The organism is Nocardia sp. 852002-51101_SCH5132738 (assembly GCF_001665695.1).
GTDB classification, from domain to species: domain Bacteria; phylum Actinomycetota; class Actinomycetes; order Mycobacteriales; family Mycobacteriaceae; genus Nocardia; species Nocardia nova.
In genome coordinates this window covers 20,772-44,144 of record NZ_LZML01000148.1, presented here as the reverse complement: position 1 = coordinate 44,144, position 23,373 = coordinate 20,772, and the positions used below count along the sequence as shown (strand labels likewise).

Annotated in this window: 20 protein-coding genes; 13 read left to right on the top strand and 7 right to left on the bottom strand. The window is 67.5% G+C overall.

Annotated elements, in window-relative coordinates:
- Positions 1-35: 35 nt before the first annotated feature.
- Together A5789_RS21955 and A5789_RS21950 are read left to right on the top strand one after the other, a co-directional pair.
- Positions 36-1,421, top strand: a complete 1,386-nt coding sequence (locus tag A5789_RS21955; protein ID WP_063013822.1) for an acyl-CoA dehydrogenase family protein — start codon at positions 36-38, stop codon at positions 1,419-1,421.
- Between the two features lie 46 nt (positions 1,422-1,467).
- Entirely contained in the window at positions 1,468-2,706 is a 1,239-nt protein-coding gene (locus tag A5789_RS21950) for an acyl-CoA dehydrogenase family protein (RefSeq protein ID WP_064905977.1), read from the top strand.
- 583 nt (positions 2,707-3,289) lie between these two features.
- Here the strand turns inward: A5789_RS21950 and A5789_RS21945 are convergent.
- Positions 3,290-3,892, bottom strand: coding sequence for a chloramphenicol phosphotransferase CPT family protein (locus A5789_RS21945; protein WP_064905975.1), 603 nt, complete (start codon positions 3,890-3,892; stop codon positions 3,290-3,292).
- Between the two features lie 176 nt (positions 3,893-4,068).
- Between A5789_RS21945 and A5789_RS21940 the strand changes: the two genes are divergently transcribed.
- Positions 4,069-4,263, top strand: a complete 195-nt coding sequence (locus tag A5789_RS21940; RefSeq protein ID WP_064922875.1) for a hypothetical protein — start codon at positions 4,069-4,071, stop codon at positions 4,261-4,263.
- Between the two features lie 450 nt (positions 4,264-4,713).
- On the opposite strand, the gene A5789_RS21935 is transcribed toward A5789_RS21940, so the two are convergent.
- The 3 genes from A5789_RS21935 to A5789_RS21925 all read right to left on the bottom strand — a co-directional run bounded on the left by A5789_RS21935 (position 4,714) and on the right by A5789_RS21925 (position 7,858).
- A complete protein-coding gene (locus tag A5789_RS21935) occupies positions 4,714-5,601 on the bottom strand; it encodes a proline iminopeptidase-family hydrolase (protein ID WP_064905970.1) in 888 nt (295 codons plus the stop codon).
- Positions 5,602-5,777: 176 nt separating this feature from the next.
- Positions 5,778-6,674, bottom strand: a complete 897-nt coding sequence (gene sigJ, locus A5789_RS21930) for an RNA polymerase sigma factor SigJ (RefSeq protein ID WP_063013832.1) — start codon at positions 6,672-6,674, stop codon at positions 5,778-5,780.
- Entirely contained in the window at positions 6,671-7,858 is a 1,188-nt protein-coding gene (locus tag A5789_RS21925) for an NAD(P)/FAD-dependent oxidoreductase (protein ID WP_064905968.1), read from the bottom strand. Before A5789_RS21925 ends, sigJ begins: the two co-directional genes overlap by 4 nt.
- 160 nt (positions 7,859-8,018) lie before the next feature.
- On the opposite strand from A5789_RS21925, the gene A5789_RS21920 reads away from it, so the two are divergent.
- The 7 genes from A5789_RS21920 (at position 8,019) to lhgO (ending at position 17,151) form a co-directional block, all read left to right on the top strand.
- Positions 8,019-9,689: an acyl-CoA synthetase gene (locus A5789_RS21920; protein WP_064922888.1), complete on the top strand. Its 1,671-nt coding sequence runs from the start codon at positions 8,019-8,021 to the stop codon at positions 9,687-9,689.
- A gap of 144 nt (positions 9,690-9,833) precedes the next feature.
- The gene (locus A5789_RS21915) at positions 9,834-11,492 is read left to right on the top strand and encodes an acyl-CoA synthetase (RefSeq protein WP_063013836.1); all 1,659 of its coding nucleotides are present in this window, start codon (positions 9,834-9,836) and stop codon (positions 11,490-11,492) included.
- Positions 11,493-11,620: 128 nt separating this feature from the next.
- On the top strand, positions 11,621-12,199 hold the full coding sequence (locus tag A5789_RS21910; protein ID WP_064906015.1) for a hypothetical protein: 579 nt from the start codon (positions 11,621-11,623) through the stop codon (positions 12,197-12,199).
- Between the two features lie 293 nt (positions 12,200-12,492).
- Positions 12,493-13,998: a PepSY domain-containing protein gene (locus tag A5789_RS21905; protein ID WP_082940876.1), complete on the top strand. Its 1,506-nt coding sequence runs from the start codon at positions 12,493-12,495 to the stop codon at positions 13,996-13,998.
- Between the two features lie 284 nt (positions 13,999-14,282).
- Positions 14,283-14,981, top strand: coding sequence for a hypothetical protein (locus A5789_RS21900; RefSeq protein ID WP_063013840.1), 699 nt, complete (start codon positions 14,283-14,285; stop codon positions 14,979-14,981).
- Between the two features lie 196 nt (positions 14,982-15,177).
- The gene (locus A5789_RS21895) at positions 15,178-15,840 is read left to right on the top strand and encodes a YcnI family protein (protein ID WP_064905966.1); all 663 of its coding nucleotides are present in this window, start codon (positions 15,178-15,180) and stop codon (positions 15,838-15,840) included.
- Positions 15,841-15,948: 108 nt separating this feature from the next.
- Positions 15,949-17,151 carry an L-2-hydroxyglutarate oxidase gene (gene lhgO / locus A5789_RS21890; protein WP_064906011.1) on the top strand — a complete coding sequence of 401 codons (1,203 nt, stop codon included), beginning with the start codon at positions 15,949-15,951 and terminating at the stop codon, positions 17,149-17,151.
- 288 nt (positions 17,152-17,439) lie between these two features.
- On the opposite strand, the gene A5789_RS21885 is transcribed toward lhgO, so the two are convergent.
- On the bottom strand, positions 17,440-19,161 hold the full coding sequence (locus A5789_RS21885) for a sodium:solute symporter family protein (RefSeq protein ID WP_228794972.1): 1,722 nt from the start codon (positions 19,159-19,161) through the stop codon (positions 17,440-17,442).
- A 200-nt stretch (positions 19,162-19,361) separates the two neighbouring features.
- Here A5789_RS21885 and A5789_RS21880 point away from each other — a divergent pair, with 200 nt between their 5' ends.
- The 3 genes from A5789_RS21880 to A5789_RS21870 are packed head-to-tail and all read left to right on the top strand — an operon-like array spanning position 19,362 to position 22,047.
- Entirely contained in the window at positions 19,362-19,910 is a 549-nt protein-coding gene (locus A5789_RS21880) for a pyruvoyl-dependent arginine decarboxylase (protein WP_104363743.1), read from the top strand.
- Positions 19,907-20,506, top strand: a complete 600-nt coding sequence (locus A5789_RS21875) for a hypothetical protein (protein WP_082940875.1) — start codon at positions 19,907-19,909, stop codon at positions 20,504-20,506. Before A5789_RS21880 ends, A5789_RS21875 begins: the two co-directional genes overlap by 4 nt.
- Complete coding sequence (locus A5789_RS21870; RefSeq protein ID WP_082940874.1) at positions 20,506-22,047, top strand: GGDEF domain-containing protein; 1,542 nt, start codon at positions 20,506-20,508, stop codon at positions 22,045-22,047. The genes A5789_RS21875 and A5789_RS21870 overlap by 1 nt, the downstream gene beginning before the upstream one ends.
- Positions 22,048-22,054: 7 nt before the next feature.
- On the opposite strand, the gene A5789_RS21865 is transcribed toward A5789_RS21870, so the two are convergent.
- Both A5789_RS21865 and A5789_RS21860 read right to left on the bottom strand, forming a co-directional pair.
- Entirely contained in the window at positions 22,055-22,918 is an 864-nt protein-coding gene (locus tag A5789_RS21865; protein WP_064905964.1) for a TIGR03619 family F420-dependent LLM class oxidoreductase, read from the bottom strand.
- Positions 22,919-22,933: 15 nt separating this feature from the next.
- Positions 22,934-23,311, bottom strand: coding sequence for a MerR family transcriptional regulator (locus A5789_RS21860; protein WP_064905963.1), 378 nt, complete (start codon positions 23,309-23,311; stop codon positions 22,934-22,936).
- Positions 23,312-23,373: the final 62 nt, after the last annotated feature.

Genomic DNA, 23,373 nt, shown 5'->3' with positions numbered 1-23,373 from the left:
TCACCCGAAACCCATACCCGAGAAGACTGGTGACTATGAGCACTCGAGACACCGCAACGGAGCGACGTCCGGATTCCGCCGTCGGCCTCAACCCGGTCAAGCGTGACTGGATGGGCGCGGCCATGCGGGTCATGACGACCATTACCGGTTCCGAACTGGCCGAGAAGTACAACCTGCGCAAGCCCATCGAACGGCTGACCTACGAGGGCACCAAGACCGGCTTCCGCACGCTCGGCGCAGCCACCCGCGCATTCGGCAAGGTATCCGGTGGCGGTAAACCGAAGCGCTTGCCCGCCAACGAGTCCCGCAGTAAGGACTACTTCGACCTCACCCCCACCGACGAGCAGCAGATGATCGTCGAGACGGTGCGCGAATTCGCCGCGGAGATCCTGCGCCCGGCGGCCTACGAGGCCGACGGCGCGGCCCAGGCGCCCAAGGATCTGCTCGAGCGCGCCGCCGAACTGGGCATCACGCTGATCAACGTGCCCGAGGAGCTCGAGGGTGCGGCCACCGAGCGCGGCGCGGTCACCAACTCGCTGGTCGCGGAGGCGCTCGCGCACGGAGATATGGGCCTGGCGCTGCCGATTCTGGCCCCGTCGGGTGTGGCCGTCGCGCTGTCGCAGTGGGGTTCGGACGCACAGCAGCAGACCTACCTGGGCGCCTTCACGGGTGAGAACGTGCCGCAGTCCTCGGTCGTGATCAGCGAGCCGCGGGCACTGTTCGACCCGTTCGCGCTGCAGACCAAGGCCACCCGCTCCCCCAGCGGCTACCGGATCAACGGCGTCAAGAGCCTGGTTCCGGCCGCCGCCGACGCCGAGCTGTTCATCGTGGGTGCCGAAATCGACGGCCGCCCCGCGCTTTTCATCGTCGAATCGGATACGCCGGGTGTGGTGATCGAGGCCGATCCGAGTATGGGCCTGCGCGCCGCCGGTCTGGGCCGGCTGATCCTGGACAACGTCGCGGTTCCGGCCGAGGCCATCCTGGGCGACGGCGACGCCGCCCAGCGCGCCGAGGAATACGCCGACGCGGTGCGGCTGGCCCGCCTGGGCTGGGCGTCGCTCGCGGTCGGCACCGGCCAGGCCGTACTGGACTATGTCAAGCCATATGTGAAGGAGCGCGAGGCGTTCGGCGAGCCGATCGCGCACCGGCAGGCGGTGGCGTTCATGGTCGCCAATATCGCCATCGAACTCGACGGCCTGCGGCTCGTGACTCTGCGGGGTGCGTCACGCGCGGAGCAGGGGCTGTCCTTCTCCCGGGAGGCGGCGCTGGCCCGCAAGTTCGCCACCGACAAGGGCATGCAGATCGGCCTGGACGGCGTGCAGCTGCTCGGCGGCCACGGCTACACCAAGGAACACCCGGTCGAGCGCTGGTACCGCGATCTGCGGGCGATCGGCGTCGCCGAAGGTGTGGTCCTGATCTGATCCGGGTCTCCTCGACCCCCTGAACCGTATTGATGGAGACATTCCGATGATCAATCTCGAACTCCCCAAGAAGCTGCGGGCCAGCGCCAACCAGGCCCACCAGGTCGCCGCCGAGATCTTCCGCCCCATCTCGCGCAAGTACGACCTGGGCGAGCACGAATACCCGGTGGAGCTCGACACCATGGCAGCCATGGTGGAGGGCCTGGCCGACTCCGGCACCCAGGACATCTCCGGCGCCACCGGCGGCCGCAAGGCCAAGTCCGGTGAGGAGGCCGCCGACAGCCACTCCACCGAACTGCTCGGCAACAGCAACGGCGGCAACATGTCGGCTCTGCTGAATGCGCTCGAAACCTGCTGGGGCGACGTCGGTTTGATGCTGTCGATCCCCTACCAGGGACTGGGCAACGCCGCGATCGCGGCGGTCGCCACCGACGAGCAGCTGGAGCGCTTCGGCAAGGTGTGGGCGGCGATGGCCATCACCGAACCGTCCTTCGGATCGGACTCCGCGGCCGTGTCGACCACCGCGGTGCTCGACGGTGACGAGTGGATCCTCAACGGCACCAAGATCTTCGTGACCGCCGGCTCGCGCGCCACCCACATCGTGGTGTGGGCCTCGGTGGACAAGTCCAAGGGCCGCGCGGCGATCAAGTCGTTCGTGGTGCCGCGAGATGCCAAGGGCCTCACCGTAGCTCGCCTCGAGCACAAGCTCGGCATCAAGGCCTCCGACACCGCCGAACTGCGCCTCGAGGATTGCCGCATTCCGGCCGACAACATCCTCGGCAGCCCGGAAGTCAACGTGGAGAAGGGTTTTGCCGGGGTCATGCAGACCTTCGACAACACCCGCCCGCTGGTGGCCGCGATGGCCATCGGCGTCGGCCGCGCCGCACTCGAGGAACTGCGCAAGATCCTCGAGGAGTCCGGCGTGGAGATCTCCTACGACATCCCCGCCAACAACCAGTCCGCCGCCGCCGCGGAATTCCTTCGCATGGAATCGGATTGGGAAGCCGCCTACCTGCTCGCCCTGCGCGCGGCGTGGATGGCCGACAACAAGAAGCCCAACTCCCTCGAAGCCTCCATGTCCAAGGCCAAGGCCGGGCGCATGGGCACCGACGTGACCCTGAAGGCCGTCGAACTGGCCGGCGCGGTGGGCTACTCCCAGCGCACCCTGCTGGAGAAGTGGAGCCGTGACTCGAAGATTCTCGACATCTTCGAAGGCACGCAGCAGATCCAGCAGCTGATCGTGGCGCGGCGGGTGCTCGAGCTGAGCAGCGCGCAGCTGAAGTAGGTTGCGGGACAACGGAAAACCGGTGCGGGTTCGCTTCATCACTCGCACCGATTCTTTCACCTCCGGCGTTTTCCAAGGCGGGGTTGGAACAGAAGCCGGATAAGCCGGGAAACCGGCCCGGCAAAGGACTGACCGCCGGTAGTGAGCTACCGGCGGTCAGCAACCTGTCACACGCCGCCGTCAGTGGACGCCGAGGTCGATTCCGAACATCAGCTCAATCCACCGCAGAGCGGCAGTAAAGGCGACACTGGTATCGAGTCCGAATGAACCCATCGTCCTCATCTCCTTCAAATGGATTCTTTCTGATTCCCGACCCGATCGATGGCTACCACCCCCTGGTAGCAACGAAACACAAAAAGCAAACAAAATCGACATAATCGCTGGTCAAAAGACCAGTTACCTTGCCGAGGTCCCGCCGATGCGGTCTACCGACGTGGGCGTCCTTCGGCCGCGTGGCCCTGGTGGTGGTCGGCCTGCATTGTGTTCCCGCGCCCCTCCAGCCTCGAGGGCGCTACGCGTCACTACGTGATGGGCATTCGCCCACCCATGTACGCATACCGACCACCACCAAGGCCAAACAACGTCACTGGCCGGCAGTCTGCTCTCGATGCAGTACAACTCGGGCCAGTTCGGCGGGCGTCGCAGTAGTCGTGTCGACGATCATGTCGTAGGGGAAACCGTGATCGTGCACTGTGGCCAGATGGCCTCGCGCCAACCCGATCGTTTTGCCACGAACCAGTTCCCGCTGCTCGGCGACAGCGAGCGGACAGGTGACACCGACCAGTTGAACATCCAGGCCGGCCAATTCATCCAGCCATATCGGCAGCAGATCCGGGGAAAGCAACATCTCGTCTATGACCAGATGATCACCACCCCGAGCGAATTCAGCAGCCGCAGCACACCCCGACCGCAGCATGCGGTACCCGACCTGGCCGTAACGGACGACCAGCACCGAATGACCGTCTGCATCCTGGCCAGTCCGGTCGTACCAGAAACCGTCGCGACTAAGCCGGCCGTCGCGCCCACCACCCCAGTTCGGCGGCACCAGACTGAACAGGGTGTCGATCCCCCAGTAGACGAACGGGACGTCACTCTCATCCTGGATGGCCCGCGCCAACGTGGTCTTTCCCGCGCACGACGTGCCGTTGAGGAAAATCACCCGCGAAGGACGCTCAACGCTCCGCATCCACCCACGTTATCCGATCGCTTTCGCGTCAACCCGAGAGCCGGCGACAAAGACCACCGCACACAGCGACAACCACGATCCGCCGTCCCAATGCGGCGCAGCACTCAGGACCACCAGGTGCTGTATCGGCGATCCTTCTTTCCAGCTCAGTGGCACCACGGTGTGATTCGATCCGCTTGGCGATCGACGACTTCGGCCGCGGCGAAATCGAGGCCGCGATGCTGCATGCGTGTAACGCCGTCGACGGCACCGTCGAGAAGGTATATCCCACAAGACAAGTCGGTGACCGGTTCACCGCAGTGATTCGCGACAACGACGACATCTTCGGTCCGATGGCCATCAGAGGGGTGAACACCGCAGCGACCCGCTGAACACGATCTTTGCGCTCATTGCTGTCGCAGTCGTTGAGCCGAAAGATTCTCGACATCGTCGAAGGGACGCAGCAGATTCAGCAGCTGATCGTGGCCCGGCGCGTGCTGGAGCCGACCAGCGCGCAGCTGAAGTAGGTTGTGGGACAACGGAAAACCGGTGCGGGCCCGACTCGCACCGGTTCACCGATCGGCCCTACACCGGACCGGCCGACGGCCGGTTACCGCTTGGAGAAGCGGCCGGTCAGGTAGGTCGTCACGATGACCATGATCGTGAAGAGGAGAGCGATCAGGACTGCGGCGGTCGGCCAGTTCATGGTGTCATCCTCCCTTGCGGCACTGCCGCTCCTCGGTGTACACCTTCGACGGTAGGGCGCTGACGGTTCCCGATCCCGTGCCGTAGGTCCCGTTCGAGGCGCTGGAGGTCACCCCGAGCGAAGGACCGAGGTCGATTCACGCCGTCGGCTGGGCCGGCCTGCCTTCCACCTCGGCGAGGAAGCCGGTCAGCTCGGCGTGGAACGCGTCCCACTGCTCGGCGAAGCACAGGTGCGAGGCGTCCTCGACGGTCACCATTCGCGAGCCGGGGATGCGGCGGCGCATATCCTCGAGATGCGCCGGACGGCATTCGTCGTGCCGGCCGCCGATCAACAGGGTGGGCACGCCGATTTCCCCCAGCCGTTCGGTGACGTCCCACTCTTTCAACGAGCCGGTCACGGTGAACTCGCTGGGTCCGATCATGGTGTGGTAAACCTCGTAACCCGCTGCCGCGTACGCACGTTCGAGCCCGACCGGCCACGGCCGCAGCCGGCACACATGCTTGCGATAGAAGCCGAGCGTCGCGGCCTGATACTCCGGGCACCCGGTGAACCCGCTCGCCTCGTGCCGCCGAATCGTCTCTCGCACCTCGGCCGGCTCCTCCTCGAGCAGTTCCGCGCAGTCCCTCGACCACCGCGGCATACTTGCCGGAGCACCGACCAGCACCAGACTGTCCAGTGCCGGCTGCCGGTCGAGCGTGTACTGCAGGGCCAGCATCCCGCCCCACGAATTGCCGAGCAGATGGACGCGCTCCAAGCCCAGCGCCGCACGCACGGCCACGAGTTCCGCGACGAACCGGTCCACGGTCCACAGCGAGGTATCGCTCGGCCGATCGGAATTGCCGCAGCCGAGCTGGTCGTAGAAGATGACCCGGCGCTCACCGGCTATCTGCGCCAGCGCCTCCAGATAATCGTGCGGAAAGCCCGGCCCCCCGTGCAGGCACAGGAGCGGAGTTCCGTTCTCGCCGAGCGACCGATACCAGACGCGCCCGCCGGGAACGTCGATACGACCTTCTTCCGAACGCATATCCACTCCTCTCGAACGGGTAGCGCGTGGACATATCCGAGATAACCACGCCGGCGAATTACTAGCGACGCGGTTCCACAACCGAGGCCAATTCGTTGGCAACAATGGTCTGGCGTGGTGCGTCGATGCATCCGCGGATTGCACGGGTGCGGGTGATCGCCGTCCCCGCTCGATCGCTATCGACTGATCCGGCGACGTACCCCCAGCGTGGCGAGTTTGTCAGGGTTGCGGATGGCGTAGAAGTTGGCGATTCTGCCGTCGACGACTTCGAGTAGGTAGACGCCTACCAGGTGGTCGTCGGCGTAGGCGGCGATGGCGGGCGCGTTGTTGCAGTTGACCGCGTCCATTCGCAAGTTCGGCATCTCGCGGGCCTTTCCGAACAGTTCGGCCAGGTATCGGGCGACATGGTGTGCGCCTACGACAGGGCGGCGGGCCGCGATGACCTTGCCCCCGCTGTCGGCGGTGAAGGTGACATCGGGAGCGAGCAGTGACAGTAGAGCCTCCGGATCGCCGGTGACGGCGGCGATGAGGAACTGCTCGGTGATCTGCTCGAGCTCCGAGGTTGCGACCGAGTCGAAGCGTTTGCGGCGCGCCTGCACGTGGGCGCGGGCGCGGTGTGCGACCTGGCGTACTGTCCTCACGGATTTGCCTACGGCGGAGGCGATTTCGCCGTAGTCGAAGCCGAAGACCTCGCGCAGCACGAAGACCGCGCGCTCATCCGGACTCAGAGTTTCCAGCACGATGAGCATCGCCATGGATACCGATTCGGCGAGGACCAGGTCGGCCGACGCGTCGGTGTCGTCCAGCAACAGCGGTTCGGGCAGCCAGGGGCCGACGTAGTCCTCGCGGCGGCGGGTGCGGGATCGGAGGGCATTGAGCGCTTGCCGGGTGACCAGGCGCGCGAGATACGGCTTGGTGTCGCGCACGGTGGACAGATCCACCTGCGCCCAGCGCAGATAACTGTCCTGTAGCACGTCGTCGGATTCGCTTGCCGCGCCGAGAATTTCGTAGGCGATCGTGAACAGCAGCGGTCGCAAGCCGGTGAAGCGCTCGGCATGTTCGTCGGTCGTCATGCGGACCTCTCCACTCGTTCGGAGGAGACCGGCTGCGTCGGCCGCGGGCCGCCCTTGACCCAGACCAGGGACCCCGGCTTGCGCGCCTCGCGGCGAATTTTGCGCACCCCGAGGTCGCAGGTCATTTCCTTGATCCTGGCACCGGGGCGGCCACCGATGTAGAGCTTCACGGGTATATCGTCACGGCGCGCCAGCTGACGGATGCCGACGCGACGGCCCAGGCTGATGCAGGTCCCGGTCAGGGCCAGGTCGATCGTTGGGGGCTCGGTCCCCGCGATATGAGCGAGGACGGTGTCGGCGGCGTGAGCTCCGAGCGGTCCGGCCGCCTGGCAGCTCATTCGCAGCGGCTGCCCGGAGGGCGCCGCAGCGTCGCCCGTCGCGACGATGCGTTCGTCGTCGAGGCTGGTCAGCGTCTCGTCGGTCAGCAACCGGCCGAGTTCGTCGGTTCGCAACCCGCTCGCGGCCGCCAACTCGGGTACGCCGAAGCCCGTCGTCCAGATGGTGAGGGCGCTGGGACATACGCCACCATCGGCAAAGACCACCGCGTCCGAGCGGACCTCGCTCACCCGTTTGCCCGCGAGCACGGTGACACCGTGGCGGGCCAGCCACTTGCCGACGTATCGGCGTCCCGGCGCACCCAGCGACGGCATCGCGGTCTCGCCGCAGACCAGCGTGACGACCCGTCCCTGTTCGGCGAGTTCCGCGGCGGTCTCGATACCTGTCGGCCCGCTGCCGACCACCGTGATCGGAGCAGTGGAGGACAGCCGGTCCAACTCGGTGCGCACCTGCTGCGCGGATTCCAATTCCGCTACCGGGAAGGCGAGTTCGGGCGCGCCGGGCACCGACGACGGTATCGCAGACGCACTGCCGACCGCGTAGACGACGTGGTCGTAGTCCACGGCGCGGCCCGACGCCAGCCGGACGACCTGGGCTGCCGTGTCGATGCGCGTAGCTCTGTCGACGACCAATTCGATGCCCGCACCGAGCAGCGTGCCGTAGTCGACCGTGGCGGCACCGGTACCGGCCACGAACTGATGCAGCCGGACCCGATCGACGAATTCCGGACGCGGATTGACCAGCGTGATATGGACATCGGTACGGATCCGCAGATGGTTGGCGGCAACCGTTCCGGCGTAACCGCCACCGATGACGACGATCCTGTGGTGTGTGTTGTGTTCGGTCATGCTCTCGGGACACCGCCGGCGCGCGAAACATGACACCCGACGCTATGGCGTGCGTCACACGTCGCCACCCACAATCGAGGCCAAGCTGTTGACCGGAAGTGTGTACCAAGTCACACTTGCGGCTGCTACCGTCCCCAGCACGCGATCGGGTCGTGTGGAGATGGTTGACGTGGGCGTCGGTATCGGGTCGATTCTGCAGGGGGTGCAGCGCAAGGCGGTCGAGGTGACCGAGGCCGTGCGGGCGCTGAATGTGCTGCGGGAGCGCGGTTTGATCGACCCGCGCAATCTGGGTGAGACGGTGTTGTCGGCGAAGGAGGGGCGCCGGCTCGGACCGCAGGCGACGATGGTCCGGCATGCCGCGCGGATGTGGCCGCAGCGGCCCGCGCTGGTCGACGAGCACGGGAGTATGACCTTCCGCGAACTCGACGACAACTCCACGCGGCTGGCCCGCGGCCTGCAATCGCTCGGCGTCGAACCCGGAACGGTGATCGGCATTCTCGCGCGCGATCATCGCGGACTGCTGCTGGCGATGGCGGCCGCCGGGAAGGCCGGGGCACGGCTGGCGCTGATGAACACCGGCTTCGCGAAACCTCAGTTCGCGCAGGTCTGCGAGCGCGAGCACGTGAAGGTGGTGCTGCACGACAGTGAATTCGTCGGCCTGCTCGACGCGCTGCCGCCGGAGCTGCCGCGGGTGATCACCTGGGTCGACGACGGCGCCGAATTGCCCACGGGCGCAATAACGATCGAGGAATTGATCGCGGCCCATCCACCGACCGAGCTGCCGCTGCCGGCCAAGCCGGGCGGCTTCGTGATCCTCACCAGCGGCACCACCGGCCTGCCGAAAGGCGCTCCCCGGGAGGCGGTTTCGCCGATCGCCTCGGCACAGATAACCGATCGGATCCCGTTCCCGGCGCAGGGCACGATGCTCATCGTCTCGCCGATCTTCCACAGCACGGGCCAGGCCACCTGGCTGATCGCCACCGCGCTGGGCGCGACGACGGTGATGATGCGCCGCTTCGACGCCGAGCGGACCCTGGCCCTGATCGCCGAACACGAGGTCGACCTGCTGGTCGCGGTGCCGACGATGCTGCATCGGATGGTCGAACTCGATCCGGGCGTGCGCGAGCGGTACGACTTGTCCTCACTGCGATCCATCGTGCTGGCGGGATCGGCGCTGTCCCCGGAGTTGACCGTGCGCGCCACCGAGGCGTTCGGCCCGGTGCTCTACAACCTCTACGGCTCCACCGAATGCGCGGTGGCGACGGTCGCCCAGCCGGCCGATCTGGCCCTCGCCCCGGGTACGGCCGGCCGCGCGCCCGTCACCTGCGAGGTGGCGTTGTTCGACGAGAGCGGCAAGCGTGTGCACGGCGCGAATGTCAAGGGGCGCATATTCATTCGGTCCGGCGCACCCTTCGGGGGATATACCGACGGTCGGCACAAGCAGATCATCGACGGCTACATGTCCTCCGGCGACGTCGGCCACTTCGACGAGCACGGGCTGCTGTTCGTCGACGGCCGCGACGACGACATGATCGTCTCCGGCGGCGAGAACGTCTTCCCACAGGAGGTCGAGAACCTGCTGCTGGAGCGGGCGGACATCTTCGACGCCGCGGTGGTCGGCGTGGACGACGTGGAATTCGGCAAACGCCTGCGCGCCTTCGTCGTGCCCGAGCCCGGCGCGACCCTGGATCCGGACGAGATCAAGGCCTACGTCAAGGGCACCCTGGGCCGCTACAAAGTGCCTCGTGACGTGGTGTTCCTCGACGATCTGCCGCGCAACGCCACCGGCAAGCTGCTGCGCCGGGCACTGGTGGAATACCAGATCACATAACCGGTCACCCGACTAGTTGTACGGTACCGTCGGTTACAGAGACGCGAACCACACCCGCGTGCCCCTGCTTGCTAGGGTTGGCAGGCACTGGATCTCGATGTTGCGGTCCCGCCTGCCTGGCGGAATCCGCGGAAGGTTGTACCTATGTCAGCTGTCCTTCCGTCAGCAAGCACTGCCCTCCGAAAGGCCGGAGATCTGGCTCTGGGGGTCAACGTCATGCGCAAACGCGGGCTGTTCAGCCCGCTGCGACCGGACCATGCGGTCAGCTCGGCGCTCAACGTCACCAGGTTCGGACCCTTCGCGGGCGTGATCATGCACGCCGCGAAGACCAATCCGAAGTCCGCGGCGCTGCTGGACGAGCGGGGCGAGCTGACCTTCGCCGAGGTCAACGAGCAGTCCAACCAGCTGGCTCGCGGCCTGGCGGCACACGGTCTGCGCGAGGGTGATGTGGTGGCGCTGCTGGCGCGCGACCACCGCGGCATGGTGCTGAGCCTGGCCGCCACCGGCAAGCTCGGTGTGCGGGCGGTATTGATGAACACCGGCTTCGCGAAACCGCAGTTCGCCGATGTCGCCACGCGCGAGCAGGTCAAACTGGTGCTGCACGACAGCGAGTTCTTCGACCTGATGAGCGCCATTCCCGACGAGATCCCCCGCATCCTGACCTGGGTGGACGAGTCCGACAACGTCGATCCTTCGATCCCGACCGTCGATTCGCTGCGCGAGGGCCAGTCCCCCGATGCGGTGAGCGCGCCGACGAAGCCGGGCGGCATGGTGATTCTGACCTCCGGCACGACCGGCACCCCGAAGGGCGCGCCGCGCGACAAGGTCAGCCCGTTCATCTCCGCGCAGTTCCTGGATCGAATTCCGTTGCCGCGCAACGGTTCCATGGTCGTCGCGGCGCCGGTCTTCCACGCCACCGGGCTCTCGCAGTTCACCCTCGGGCTCTCGCTCGGCAACCGGATGATCTTCCAGCAGCGCCGGTTCGATCCCGAGAAGACGCTCGCCAACATCGACAAGTACAAGGCGGAGTCGCTGGTGGTGGTGCCGACCATGCTGCAGCGCATGCTGGACCTGCCGCCCGAGACGCTCGCCAAGTACGACATGTCCTCGCTGCGGATGATTTTCGCCGCGGGCTCGGCGATCCCGCCGGACGTCGTGACGCGCAGCCTCGACTACTTCGGTGACGTCCTCTACAACGTGTACGGCTCCACCGAATGCGCGCTGATCACCGTCGCGAGTCCGGAGGATCTGCGCAAGTCGCCGAGCACCGCGGGACGCCCGCCCCTCGGGATCCGGCTGGCGCTGTTCGACGAGAACCGCAAGCGCATCACCGAACCGAACGTCACCGGCACGATCTTCATCGAGAACGCGCACTCCTTCAAGGCCTACACCGACGGCCGCACCAAGGAGACCATCGACGGCATGATGTCCAGCGGCGACGTCGGGCACTTCGACGAGGACGGGCTGCTGTTCATCGACGGCCGCGACGACGACATGATCGTCTCCGGCGGCGAGAACGTCTTCCCGCAGGAGGTCGAGCACCTCATCGCCGATCGCGCCGACGTGCAGGAGGCGGCGGTCGTCGGTGTCGACGACAAGGAATTCGGAAAGCGCCTGCGCGCCTTCGTCGTGCCGGGTCCCGACTCCAAGCGCGACGCCCAGGAGATCAAGGACTACGTCAAGGCGAACCTCGCGCGTTACAAGGTGCCGCGCGAGGTGATCTTCCTCGACGAGCTGCCTCGCAACGCCACCGGCAAGCTGCTGCGCAAGCCGCTGACCGAAATGGACGTCACCGGCGACTGAGTTCACCGGCACCGATCGGCCCGGGAGTTTCGACTCCCGGGCCGATCGTGTTTCCGCGGAGCTTCCACGCGGGAAGAGTCGAACGTATCTGTGAATTCGCTTCGAAGCGGTCGGCTATCATTCAGCTCGTGTTCCCCCCGTCCGGCTGCGCATCGGCCCGCGCCCAGGTGTCGACGCGTGCGCGTCGGGCCGCGGTGGCGCGGTTGCGGGGCGCGTCGGCCGGATCCGTATCGGGCGCCCTGTCGATCGCCGCGCACGGATGGGCGGCGGGCGGGATGCCGGTGCAGTCCAGCACCCTGATGCTGCTCGTGGCCGCCTCCACCGTGGTCGGCGCGCTCGTCGCGGGGCTGGCGCCACTGCGCACCACCGCCGTCGGACTCGTCGCGGCCCTGTGGGGCGGGCAGCTGATCGGCCATCTGGTGATGTCGGCCGATATGGCGCAGATGCACGATATGCCGCTGTGGACGCCCGCCATGCTGGGCGCTCACCTGGTCGGCGCGGTGTGCGCCGCCGTCGTCATTCTCGGCGCCGAGGCCGCCTACCGGATCGGCACCGCCGTCGTGCGGGCGCTGCCCGTCCCGGTCAGCCTCCCGGCCGTCGACGAACCGATTCTTCCGCGCAGCGTTCACCGCGACCGGGTGATCCTGCGGATCTTCCCCACCGAGACCTTCCGCACTCGCGGACCCCCGCTCGCTGCGTCCTGCTGATACATCTCATCACCCACATTCGCGAATCCTTCTCGCCGACAGTGCGTTCCGGGTAACCGGCGCAGCATTTCGGGTGCTTCGACCGCGGGATCGGGCGGCGTATCTTCCGCACCGAGACTCTGCGGGTGAATCCGAACCGCGTCGTCCCGGCGCGTATTCGGCTGTCTCGGAAGCGGGTACCGCCACAGTCCCAGTGCGGCGGAACCCGAGACCACGCCGATCCCGGATACGGTTGCGAGCCACGCGGTTTTCGCGCACAGCCATGTGGGTGCCCTCGAACAGGAGCACTACCAGTGAGCATCACCGATATTCCGGCTGCCGGCACCGAGCCGCCGCAGCCGGAGAAGTCGCCGCCCGAGGCGGCGCAGCAGTCACCACCCGGTTCGGCCGATCGGTCGCGACCGTCCGGGTCCGGCACCGCACGAGCGGTGCAGGCGCTGGCCATGCGGCTGCACTTCTATGCCGGCGTCTTCGTCGCGCCGTTCATCCTGATCGCGGCGGTGACCGGGGCGCTGTACGCGGTCGCCCCCAGCCTCGAGTCGATCGTGAATCGGGATCTGCTGCATGTGGATTCGACCGGCTCGGCGCGGCCGCTGTCGGAGCAGATCGCGGCGGGTGTGGCCGCCGAACCGGGACTCGCGCTGATCGCCGTCGACCCGGCGCAGCTCGCGGGCGACACCACCCGCGTGATCTTCACCGATCCGAGCCTCGGTGAATCCGAGCGCCGCGCCGTCTTCGTCGACCCGGCGACCGCGACGTCCGTGGGCGACAGCGTCGTGTACGGCAGTACGGGCGCGCTACCCATGCGCACCTGGATCGATGTGCTGCATCGCAACCTGCATCTCGGCGATGTGGGCCGGCTCTACAGCGAGATGGCCGCCTCGTGGATGTGGATCATCGCGCTGGCCGGTGTGGTGATGTGGCTGCGCCGCTCCCGTGGCTCGCTGCGGCGGCTGCTGTGGCCGGACCGGTCGAAGGCCGGTCGCCCGCGCAGCGTCGGTGCGCATGCCACGGTCGGCATGTGGATTCTGCTGCCGCTGCTGTTCCTCTCGGCCACGGGCCTGACCTGGTCGTTGCACGCGGGGCAGCACATCACGTCGCTGCGGCAGCAATTGAGCTGGACCACGCCGGTCGTCGACACGGCGCTGCCGGGTGCACCGATGCCGTCGATGCCGGCCGGTGGCGAACACGCCGAACACACCGGCGGCCACGGCATGTCGATGCCCGTTCCCGCCGACCGCGCCGCCCAGGCGGACAAGGTGCTCGCGGTGGCCCGCGGACACGGCATCGACGGTCCGGTCGAGATCTCCGTCCCGGCGAAGGACACCACCGCCTTCACCGTCAAGGAGCGCCGCCTGCCCGGGGTCTACACCCAGGACGCGATCGCCGTGGACGGTAGGACCGGCGATGTCACCGACATCCTGCGTTACGCGGACTGGCCGCTGATGGCCAAACTCGCCAACTGGGGCATCGCGCTGCATATGGGCATGCTGTTCGGCCTCGCCAATCAACTGCTGCTGCTGGCCACGATGATCGCGCTGATCACCGTGATCGGACGCGGCTATCTGATGTGGTGGCGACGACGGCCGACCCGCGCGGACGGCCCGTTCACCTTCGGGCGGGCACCGGCACGCGGTGTGCTGCGGCGGGCGCCGCTGTGGATCAGCGTGCCGCTGATCGCGGTCACTGTGGGGATCGGCTGGTTCGCACCGGTGCTGGGCGTGAGCCTGCTCGCGTTCCTGATCGTCGATGTCGTCCTCGGCCTGATCGCGGGACGACGCCGGGGAGCAGTCGTCTGAGGTCCTGAATCGCACTCGGTTACGACACCGGCCGAGGTAATTCGGTTGCGCCGCAACATCATTCCCGCGCACGCGAGCACCACCGCGTCGCCCGTGCGATGGACCGCGCGCTCGGCCGGGTCGTAACAGCCGCCGACAGCGATCGGCCGGCATCACCGATTGCGCCGCAATACGCAGGACGTACCGCTTGCGGTCGTCCGGGGCTGCATCATGCCCATATTCGGCGCAGTCGGCACACCTACAGCAACTTTCGTTTACCTGATACCGCAAAGGGATTCATCACCATGGGAATCAAGAACATCGCCGCCACCGCCGCCCTCGTCGCCGCCGCCCTGGGCCTGAGCACGGCCACCGCCGGCGCCGCCCCCACCGACGCCGGCGCGGTGGGCTTCCAGGCCACCACCACGCCGAGCGGCACCGTCATCTCCACCGATGCCGGATCGCTGTCGGCCGACGACGGCGTATTCACCGTCAAGGCGGCCGACGGCACGGTCCTGGCCGGAACGCAGCTCTCGTTCCGGGTCGACGATTTCGTCTTCCCGATCGAGGCGCGGATCCACGACCGCACCGCGACCCTCACGCCGAAGTTCGACCTCGCGCACGCGGCCTACCAGCCGGTCGCGATGCCGTTCGAGGACAGCGCGCCGTGGAAGACCCCGTACGACCGGGAGCAGGCCGCATGGAGCCGGATGACCAGCACCCTCAGCGCCGGCGCTTCCATCGGCACCCTGGTGGGTGGCATCGGTGGCGCCGGAATCGGCTGCGTCCTGGGCGGAATCGCGGGCGCGACCATCGCGGCGGCCACCATCGTCGGCATGTTCGGCCCGTTCGTACCGGCCGCGGTGGTGGGCTGCCTCGGCGGCATCGTGGCCATCGGCGCGCTGGGCACCCTCGCGGGTCAGCTGCTGGTCACCGCCCCGGTCGCGGTCCTGGCCGCGGCCCAGTACTTCACCACGGTGAACTCCCCGTTCCCCGCGAAGTGAGGTAGCGAGACGACGCGGCACCCGCACCCCGATATCCGGTGATCTGCCGGGTATCGGGCGCGGGGCCGCCGGCGGAACAGCGAAGGCGCCCAGCGCAATCCGCCGGGATCGGCGCCGGCGCAGCCCTTCCGGGATATCGTGCACACGATCAGCACAGGTTGTCTCCGTTTTCCCTTCGCGAAGGAGTGACCGCGTTATGAACGATTCCTGGTTCCACCGCACCGCACGCGCCGGTGTCGCCGCCGCGGGGGCCACAATCCTCGCGGCCGCCCCGGCTCTCGCCCACGTCACCGTCTCCGGTCCGGACGCGGCGCGCGGCGGTTCGGCGGTGCTGACCTTCCGGGTACCCAACGAATCGGCCACCGGTAGCGCCACCACCCAATTGAGCGTGCAGCTTCCGGCCTTGACCGAAGCCGAAACCGAACCCGTGCCGGGCTGGAAGACCAAGGTCACCCGCAACGACAACCACAGGGTCGTCGCCGTCACCTGGATGGCGGATACCGGCAGCGGCATCGAGGCCGGGCAGTTCGAACAGTTCTCCATACTGGCCGACGGACTACCGGATGCCGACACCGTCTCCCTGCCCGCCACCCAGACCTACGCCGACGGCCGGGTCGTGCGATGGGACCAACCCTCCTCCGGGGACGGCGAACCCGAATTCCCCGCTCCGACACTGGCATTGGCGCCGGCACACGCGGGCGGGGCGCACAACCACGGCGACGTCCACGCCGCCGCCGCGGCCGAGGAACACGAAACCGACACCACGGCACGATGGCTGGGCAGTATCGGCATCGTGCTCGGCGCACTGGGTGTCCTCGCGGCGGCCACGATGTTCACGCGAAACCGGTCTCGGCGGTAGCCGACACCGCCGCGGCGCCCGATCGGCCCCGGAAACGCGATCGCCGGAGACCGCCCGTACATTGACCACGAGCGCAATGGCCGATCTCGGGTGAGAGTGGGAGTGAGCGTGCCGGAGCAGACCGTCGGCATCATCGGCGCCGGCATCATCGGACTGGCGATCGGCCGGGAACTCGTCCGCCGCCGGCCCGGCACCCGGGTCGTCGTCGTGGACAAGGAGGACCGGGTCGCGGTCCATCAGACCGGGCACAACTCCGGAGTCGTCCATGCCGGAATCTATTACGAACCGGGCTCGCTGAAGGCCACCCTCTGTGCCCGCGGGCGGCAGCTGCTGCGCGACTACTGCGCCGAGAAGCAGCTGCCCTACGACGAGGTCGGCAAACTGGTCGTCGCCGTCACCCCGGACGACGTGGTGCGAATGGACGCGCTGGCCGAACGAGCGGGCAGCAACGCCGTGCCGGGACTGCGGCGCATCGATGCCGGCGAGATCCGCGAGATCGAACCGCATGCGACGGGTCTGGCCGCGCTGTATTCGCCGCACACCGCCATCACCGACTATCCCCGCATCGCCGCCGCCTTCGCCGACGAGATCACCGCCGCCGGCGGAGAGATCCGGTTGTCGTTCCCGGTCACCGCCGTCACGCGCGCCTCGAACGGCATCCGCATCGGCTCGGACGCCGCGGCGATCGTGGTCGATCGGCTCATCGTGTGCGCGGGCCTGCACAGCGACACCGTGGCCGGACTGGCCGGAGACCGGCCGGGGCCCAGAATCGTTCCGTTCCGGGGCGAATACATGCTGGTCCGGTCGGAGAAGAAGGAGCTGGTGCGCGGGCTGATCTATCCGGTACCCGATCCGCGGTATCCCTTTCTCGGCGTGCACTTCACCCGCCGGGTGAACGGCGAGGTCGAGGTGGGGCCGAACGCGGTGCTCGCCTTCGCCCGCGAGGGATACCGCCGGTCCGCGGTCTCCGCGCGGGACCTGCGCGACCTCGCGACCTGGCCGGGGACCTGGCGAATGGCGCGCCGGCACTGGCGCACCGGGGTGCGTGAAGTGTACGGCTCACTGTCGGCGCGAGCCTATATGCGCGCGGCGCAACGGTATGTCCCGGATATCGGCGTGCACGATGTGTTCCGGGCCGGGTCGGGCGTGCGAGCGCAGGCCGTCGACGCCGGCGGGGACCTCGTCGACGATTTCCGCATCCACCGCCTCGGCCCGATCACCGCGGTCCGCAACGCGCCCTCCCCCGCGGCCACCTCCAGTATGGCCATCGCCGAGCAGGTGGCCGACGTACTCGAGCGCGAGGGCGAATAGCGTTGGGCCGCTAGGGTTCCGACGGGCCGGCGGGCGGCTCGGTGTCGGCCGGCTCCGGTTCGGCCTCGCGGTGAGCTGACGGACCGGGCGTAGCACCACCCACAGCAGGAACGCCGCCGCCGCGACGAGCATCCCGATCCCGGCCCAGAGGTTGATGTTCCAACCGCCGGTGCGCACCCGATCGGCCACGGTGTCGTGGACGAGTGCGGTGACGACGAGGATCAGGCCGTAGCACCCGAGCAGGGAGCCGACGATGGTGCGGATATCGAAAAGCATGGCGTCACTTCCTCATCCCACGAAGATGTTCAGCGCGATCACGATGACCAGCGCGATCCCGGCGAGCAGCACCGGTCGCTGATACCACGGCAGCGTCGCGGCATCGGGATCGCTGAGCTGGGCCTTCGGCGTCTCCGAATACACCAGTCCGACCAGTTCGGCGTCGGGTTTGGGCGCGGTCCACATACTCACCGCGATACTGAGCACCATATCGACCACGAAGGCCACGCCGGCGGCGACGAAACTCGAGCCCTGCCCCGACAGATGGAACACCTCGGCCTTGTTCAGGATGAAAACCACCACCGCGCTGAGCGTTCCGAACACCAGACCCACCCAGCCGGCGGTCGGGGTCATCCGCTTCCAGAACATGCCGAGGATGAAGGTCGCGAACAGCGGCGCGTTGAAGAACGAGAACAGCGTCTGCAGATAGTCCATCATGTTCGAGAAGCTGCCCGCGATGAACGCGGTGCCGATCGCGATGGCCGTGGCGCCGACGGTGGCGAGGCGGCCGACGGTGAGGTAGTAACCGTCGGGCTTGTCCTTGATCACGTACTGCTGCCACAGGTCGTAGCTGAAGACGGTGTTGAACGCGGAGATGTTGGCCGCCATCCCGGCCATGAACGCCGCCAGCAGTCCCGCCAGGCCGACGCCCAGAAGTCCGTTCGGCAGGACCTCTTTCATCAGATAGAGCAGCGACTGGTTGTAGGTCGCGTCACCGTGGCCGGTGTTCTTCAACTCGGCGATCTGCGGGATCAGCAGCGCGGCGACCATACCGGGGATGACGACGATGAACGGGATGAACATCTTCGGATAGGCGCCGATGATCGGGGTGCGGCGCGCGGCCGAGATCGAATGCGTCGCCAGCGCGCGCTGCACCTCGACGAAATTGGTTGTCCAGTAACCGAAGGACAGCACGAAGCCGAGTCCGAGCACGATCCCCGTCACCGACAGGAAGTTGTTCGAGAAACCGCTGAGCTCGTGGCCCGGCCAGGAATGCCACTGTTCGGAGCCGTCGGGCCGGGCGGTCACCTGGTCCTTCAATCCGCTCACACCGCCGATGCGATGCAGGCCGACCAGGGTGAGCGGCAGCAGCGCCGCGACGATGACGAAGAACTGCAGCACCTCGTTGTAGATCGCCGCCGACAGACCGCCGAGGGTGATGTAGGACAACACGATCAGCGCCGCCACGATCACCGATACCCAGAGCGGCCAGCCCAGCAGCACGTTGACGATCGAACCCAGCAGATAGAGGTTCACCCCGGCGATCAGCACCTGGGCTACCGCGAAACTGAGCGCGTTCACCAGATGCGCACCGGTGCCGAAGCGGCGCCGCATGAATTCCGGGACGCTGCGCACCTTGGAGCCGTAGTAGAACGGCATCATCACCACGCCGAGGAACAGCATGGCCGGCACCGCGCCGATCCAGAAGTAATGCATGGTCGGCATGCCGTATTCGGCGCCGTTGGCCGACATGCCCATGATCTCGACCGCACCGAGATTCGCGGAGATGAAGGCCAGGCCGGTGACCCACGCCGGCAGCGAACGACCCGACAGGAAGAAATCGATACTCGAGGAGACCCGTGCGCGGGCCATCAGTCCGATTCCGAGTACGAAGACGAAATACACGGCGACCAAGGCGTAATCGACGGGCGCGGCATCGAGCCGGAGCTGATCCGACCCCAGCACCGCCGCCGCAGAATCGAACCGGTGCGGTGGCTGAGCTAGCGGCTGCATACGGATCTCCTGTCGGAAAGACCAGCGGTCGACCGGGTCACGATGTGCCCGGATCGTAGCGCGCCCCAGTGCATCTCCGGGGCCAGTCCGCCGCCCGCGCGGCGCGCGCCGGGTCGATCTGCCACTCTTCGAAGGAAGAATTTAGAGAAACATCGCCCTGCAAAATGCAACACTGGTGAGCCCGGGAAGGATCGAACACGATGCTCACAACTCATACTTCGCTCGACCCACTCGGCCGCCGCGATCGCGATCGCGAGGGACCTGCGACGCTGACCATCGAGATCGGCACGGCGACGGGAACGGGCGCTACCGAGGTGGCCGCCTTCGACGCGGCCCTGTGCGAACTCGGTGTGGGAGAGGCGAATCTGATCCGATTATCCTCGGTGATCCCGCCCCGGGCGCAGGTGCGGCGGACGGCGCGAGTACGCCAGCGGATCGGCTGGGGCGATCGTCTCTACTGCGTCTACGCCCTCGGGCACGCGCGATCGCCCGGCGCCACCGCGGCCGCCGGGATCGGCTGGACCCTGTGTGCGGACGGCTCCGGCGCGGGCCTGTTCGTGGAACACGCCGCCGAAACTACCGGGCAGGTCGAGGATCTCATCAACGCCAGCCTCGCCGATATGACCACCGCACGGCCAGGGCGCTTCGGCCCGATCCACACTGCCACCGTCGCGGTGCGCGCCGACGGGCGCGACACGTGTGCGCTGGTGCTGGCCGCCTACCGAGCCAGCGGCTGGGATCGTCCGTGAGCGATGCCCTCGGAACCGGGGCGTCGTGGCCGGGCGTCGAGATCACCATCGTGACGGCGATCGCGGACGCCGAGATCGACCTCTTCCACGACCTCTACGAGCAGGCTTTCGGACCGCTGCGAGCGCGCGCGATCGCCCGGCAGGTGCTGCATCGCAACGAGTTCCGCGCGGAGATGACCGACACCCGGGTCGACAAGATCGTGGCCCGCACACCGGCCGGCGAACCGATCGGACTCACCACCCTGACGCGGCATCTGGACACCGTGCCGTGGATCAGTCCGGAGTATTTTGCGACACGGTTTCCGCAACACGCCGAGCGCGATGCGATTTACTATGCAGGTTTCACCCTTGTTACCCCAACTGCGCGACACGGGGTGGCTTTTCATGCCATGATCAGTACAGTTGTCCAGATCCTGGCGGCAGATGGTGGGGTCGTCGGCTGGGACATCTGCTCGTACAACAATTCTCAATTCTCGTTTGCCGACGCACTGCGCAGTGCGGTCGGTGAACAGGCGAACGTGGAAGTCGCGGTCGAGGATTCACAAACCTACTACGCGGCTCGGTTCCTGAACGACGACGCGGACCAGGGGGGCTGATGACATCCGGCACACAGCACCACCACACCACCCGCATCCGGCCGCTGCGCACCTGGCCGCCGGAAAAGCTTTGGCGCACAGCGCTATCGACGGCCGTCGTCTCGATCGTGGCGGTCCTGGCGATCGCCGAATCCCCGGCGCTGTCACTGACGGCGATGCTGGGTGTCGTCGTCGCGACGCTGACCATGATCAGGACGGGAGTGCGCCGGCATCGGCCGCCCGCGCCGGCAGCCTGGTATCTGCTCGCCCTCTCCGGCGTCTTGTTCGCCGCCGGAACACTGCTGCGCGATTTCACCGCCAGCGGCTTCCCGCCGTACGACGATCTGGCGACGCTGGCCGGCTACGGCGGCGTCGGAGTCGCCGCCTTCCTCTGGTTGTGGCCGCGGCGCTCGAGCTGTCAGCGCGATCTGGTGCTGGATTCCGGTCTGATCGCGCTCGGCGCCCTGCTCGCCTCGTGGACCTTTCTCATCTCCCCGGTGCTGCACAACACCCGGCAGTGGGACGCCTCGGCGCTGATCATGCCGATCTATCCGGTGATCGATGCCTTGCTGCTGACGCTGGTCACCCACTCCGTGGTCACGTCGTCGCGCTCGGAGACCTCGTTGCGGCTGGTGCACGTCGGCCTGCTGGCGATCCTGGTGGCCGACCTCGGCTACAACCTGCAGTCCGCCGGCTCGGTACATCTCGACGCGCGCATGCTGTTGACGCCGCTGCTCGTCGCCTATGCGATGGTCGGGCTGGCGGCGCTGCATCCGACCATGGTCACCCTCGGCGGCCCCCGCCGGGTGCATCCGCACCGGTCCCGGCAGCGCGCCAGCGTGATCGCGGTGACGCTGGTGGTCGCCTCGCTGGTGCCGACCGTCGGCGCGCCGGTCGGCACGGTGGACCGGGTGGTGGTCTCCACACTGCTCGCCACGCTGTTGGTGGGTGTGCTGGTGCGCAGCGAGCGCGCGATCGTGCGCAGCGCGCGCAGCGAGCGCCGGGCCCAGTACCAGGCCGACCACGATATGCTCACCGGCCTGCTCAATCGGTCGGCGTTGCTGCGCGCCCCGGCGCGCAATCGCGAACTGTGGGCCGGGCGCCCGATCTGCCTGCTGTTTCTCGATCTGGACGGCTTCAAGACCATCAACGACAGCTACGGCCACGCGGTCGGCGACGAACTCATCGCGAACGCCGCCGCCCGCATCCGCCGCGTCATCCACCGCGACGATGTCGCGGCCCGCTACGGCGGCGACGAATTCGTGGTGCTGGCCGGCGCCAACCGCGCCGAGGCGGCCGTACTGGCCGAGAAACTGCTGGCCGCCTTCGGCAAACCCTTCGAACTGTCGGTCACCGAGGTGACCATCGGCGCGAGCATCGGCATCGCCTGCAGCGGCCCGCGCAGCACCGATGCCACCATCTACGACTTACTGCGCGAAGCGGATTCGGCCATGTACCACGCCAAGGACTATTCGCTCGGCTGCGCCTTCCACGACGACCTGCGCCATCTCCCCCAGGCCGAGAGCCGGCGGCGAGTGCGCCGGCACGAACCGGCGGTGTGAGCCGGCGTCACACCGCGGGTGCGATCGCGAAACGTTCGGCGAATTCCGACATCTGATCGTGTTGCTGCGCCGGCTCGGCTCCGGCGAATCCGACGACGAGGCGATGCACACCGGTTTCGGCGAGTTGTCCGGCACGGTCGGCGGAGATATCGGCCGATCCCCATCGCGTGTACTCGAGAGCCGCGGGGTCGCGGCCCGCCTCGGCAGCGGCCCCGCGCGCCAGCGCGAATTGCCGGTCGCGTTCGGCCTCGGTCAGCATGCCGCCGGCGAAATAGCCGTTGCCGCGCCGCCCGGCACGACGCGCGGCCGCCGCGCTGGAACCTCCGACATGGATGGGAAGTTCGCTCACGCCATGGGGTTTGGGGTAACTGCACAGATCGTCGAAGGAGAAGAACTCACCACGGTGACCGACACCCTCCGGACCGCCCGACCACAGCAGCCGCAGCACGTTGATCGCCTCGTCGGCGCGGCGGCCGCGGGTGCGGTAGTCGACCCCGAGCGCCCGCGCCTCCCCCGGCAGACTGCCGAGGCCGACGGTGAGCAGCCGCATCCGGCCGCGCGACAACACGTCGATCGTCGCCAGCCGCTTGGCCAGCACGACCGGATGGCGGTAGGGAAGCAACAGCACGCCGGTGCCGAGCAGAATCCGCCGGGTGGCGGCCGCGACGAAGCTCAGGCAGTCGAGCGGATCGAAATACGGCAGGGTGGGCGGCAATTCGCCCGCGCCGTAGTCCGCCCCCGGATACAGCGCGATGTGATCCTGGACGTAGAGCCCTTCGAATCCACAGTCCTCGGCATGCCGGGCGAAGGCGACGAGCCGATCGGGATCGGTGCCGTTGAATGCCGTGCTGTAGCTGACCGCGAAACGCATCCGGAAACCTCCGAGTTAGCAGGTGAACGCACACTTCGGCGACGGTCCGGTGACAGCGTCGATCCGATCCGTCAGATGCCGGCGTGCGGCGCCGAGTCGAGCGATCGCGTCGTCGATCTCGGCCAATTTGCGACGCAGTGACTCGACAGATTCCGGACATTCGTCACCCGACTCGTTGCCTGCGCGCAGACAGGTGACGAACGGCTGCGTGTCGGCCAGATCGAATCCCAGCTCCAGCAGATCGCGAATCTTGCGTACGACATCCACCTCGTGCTCGTCGTAGACGCGGTAGCCGTTCGCCGACCGCCGGGACCGGACCAGACCCTGCTGCTCGTAGTACCGCAGCATCCGGGCGCTCGTTCCCACCCGCTCGGCCAGTTCTCCGATCAGCATGAATTCCCTCTCGCCACTGCAGCCGTCACGCTAAACGTTGTCATCGGTGTCAACGCAAGGCC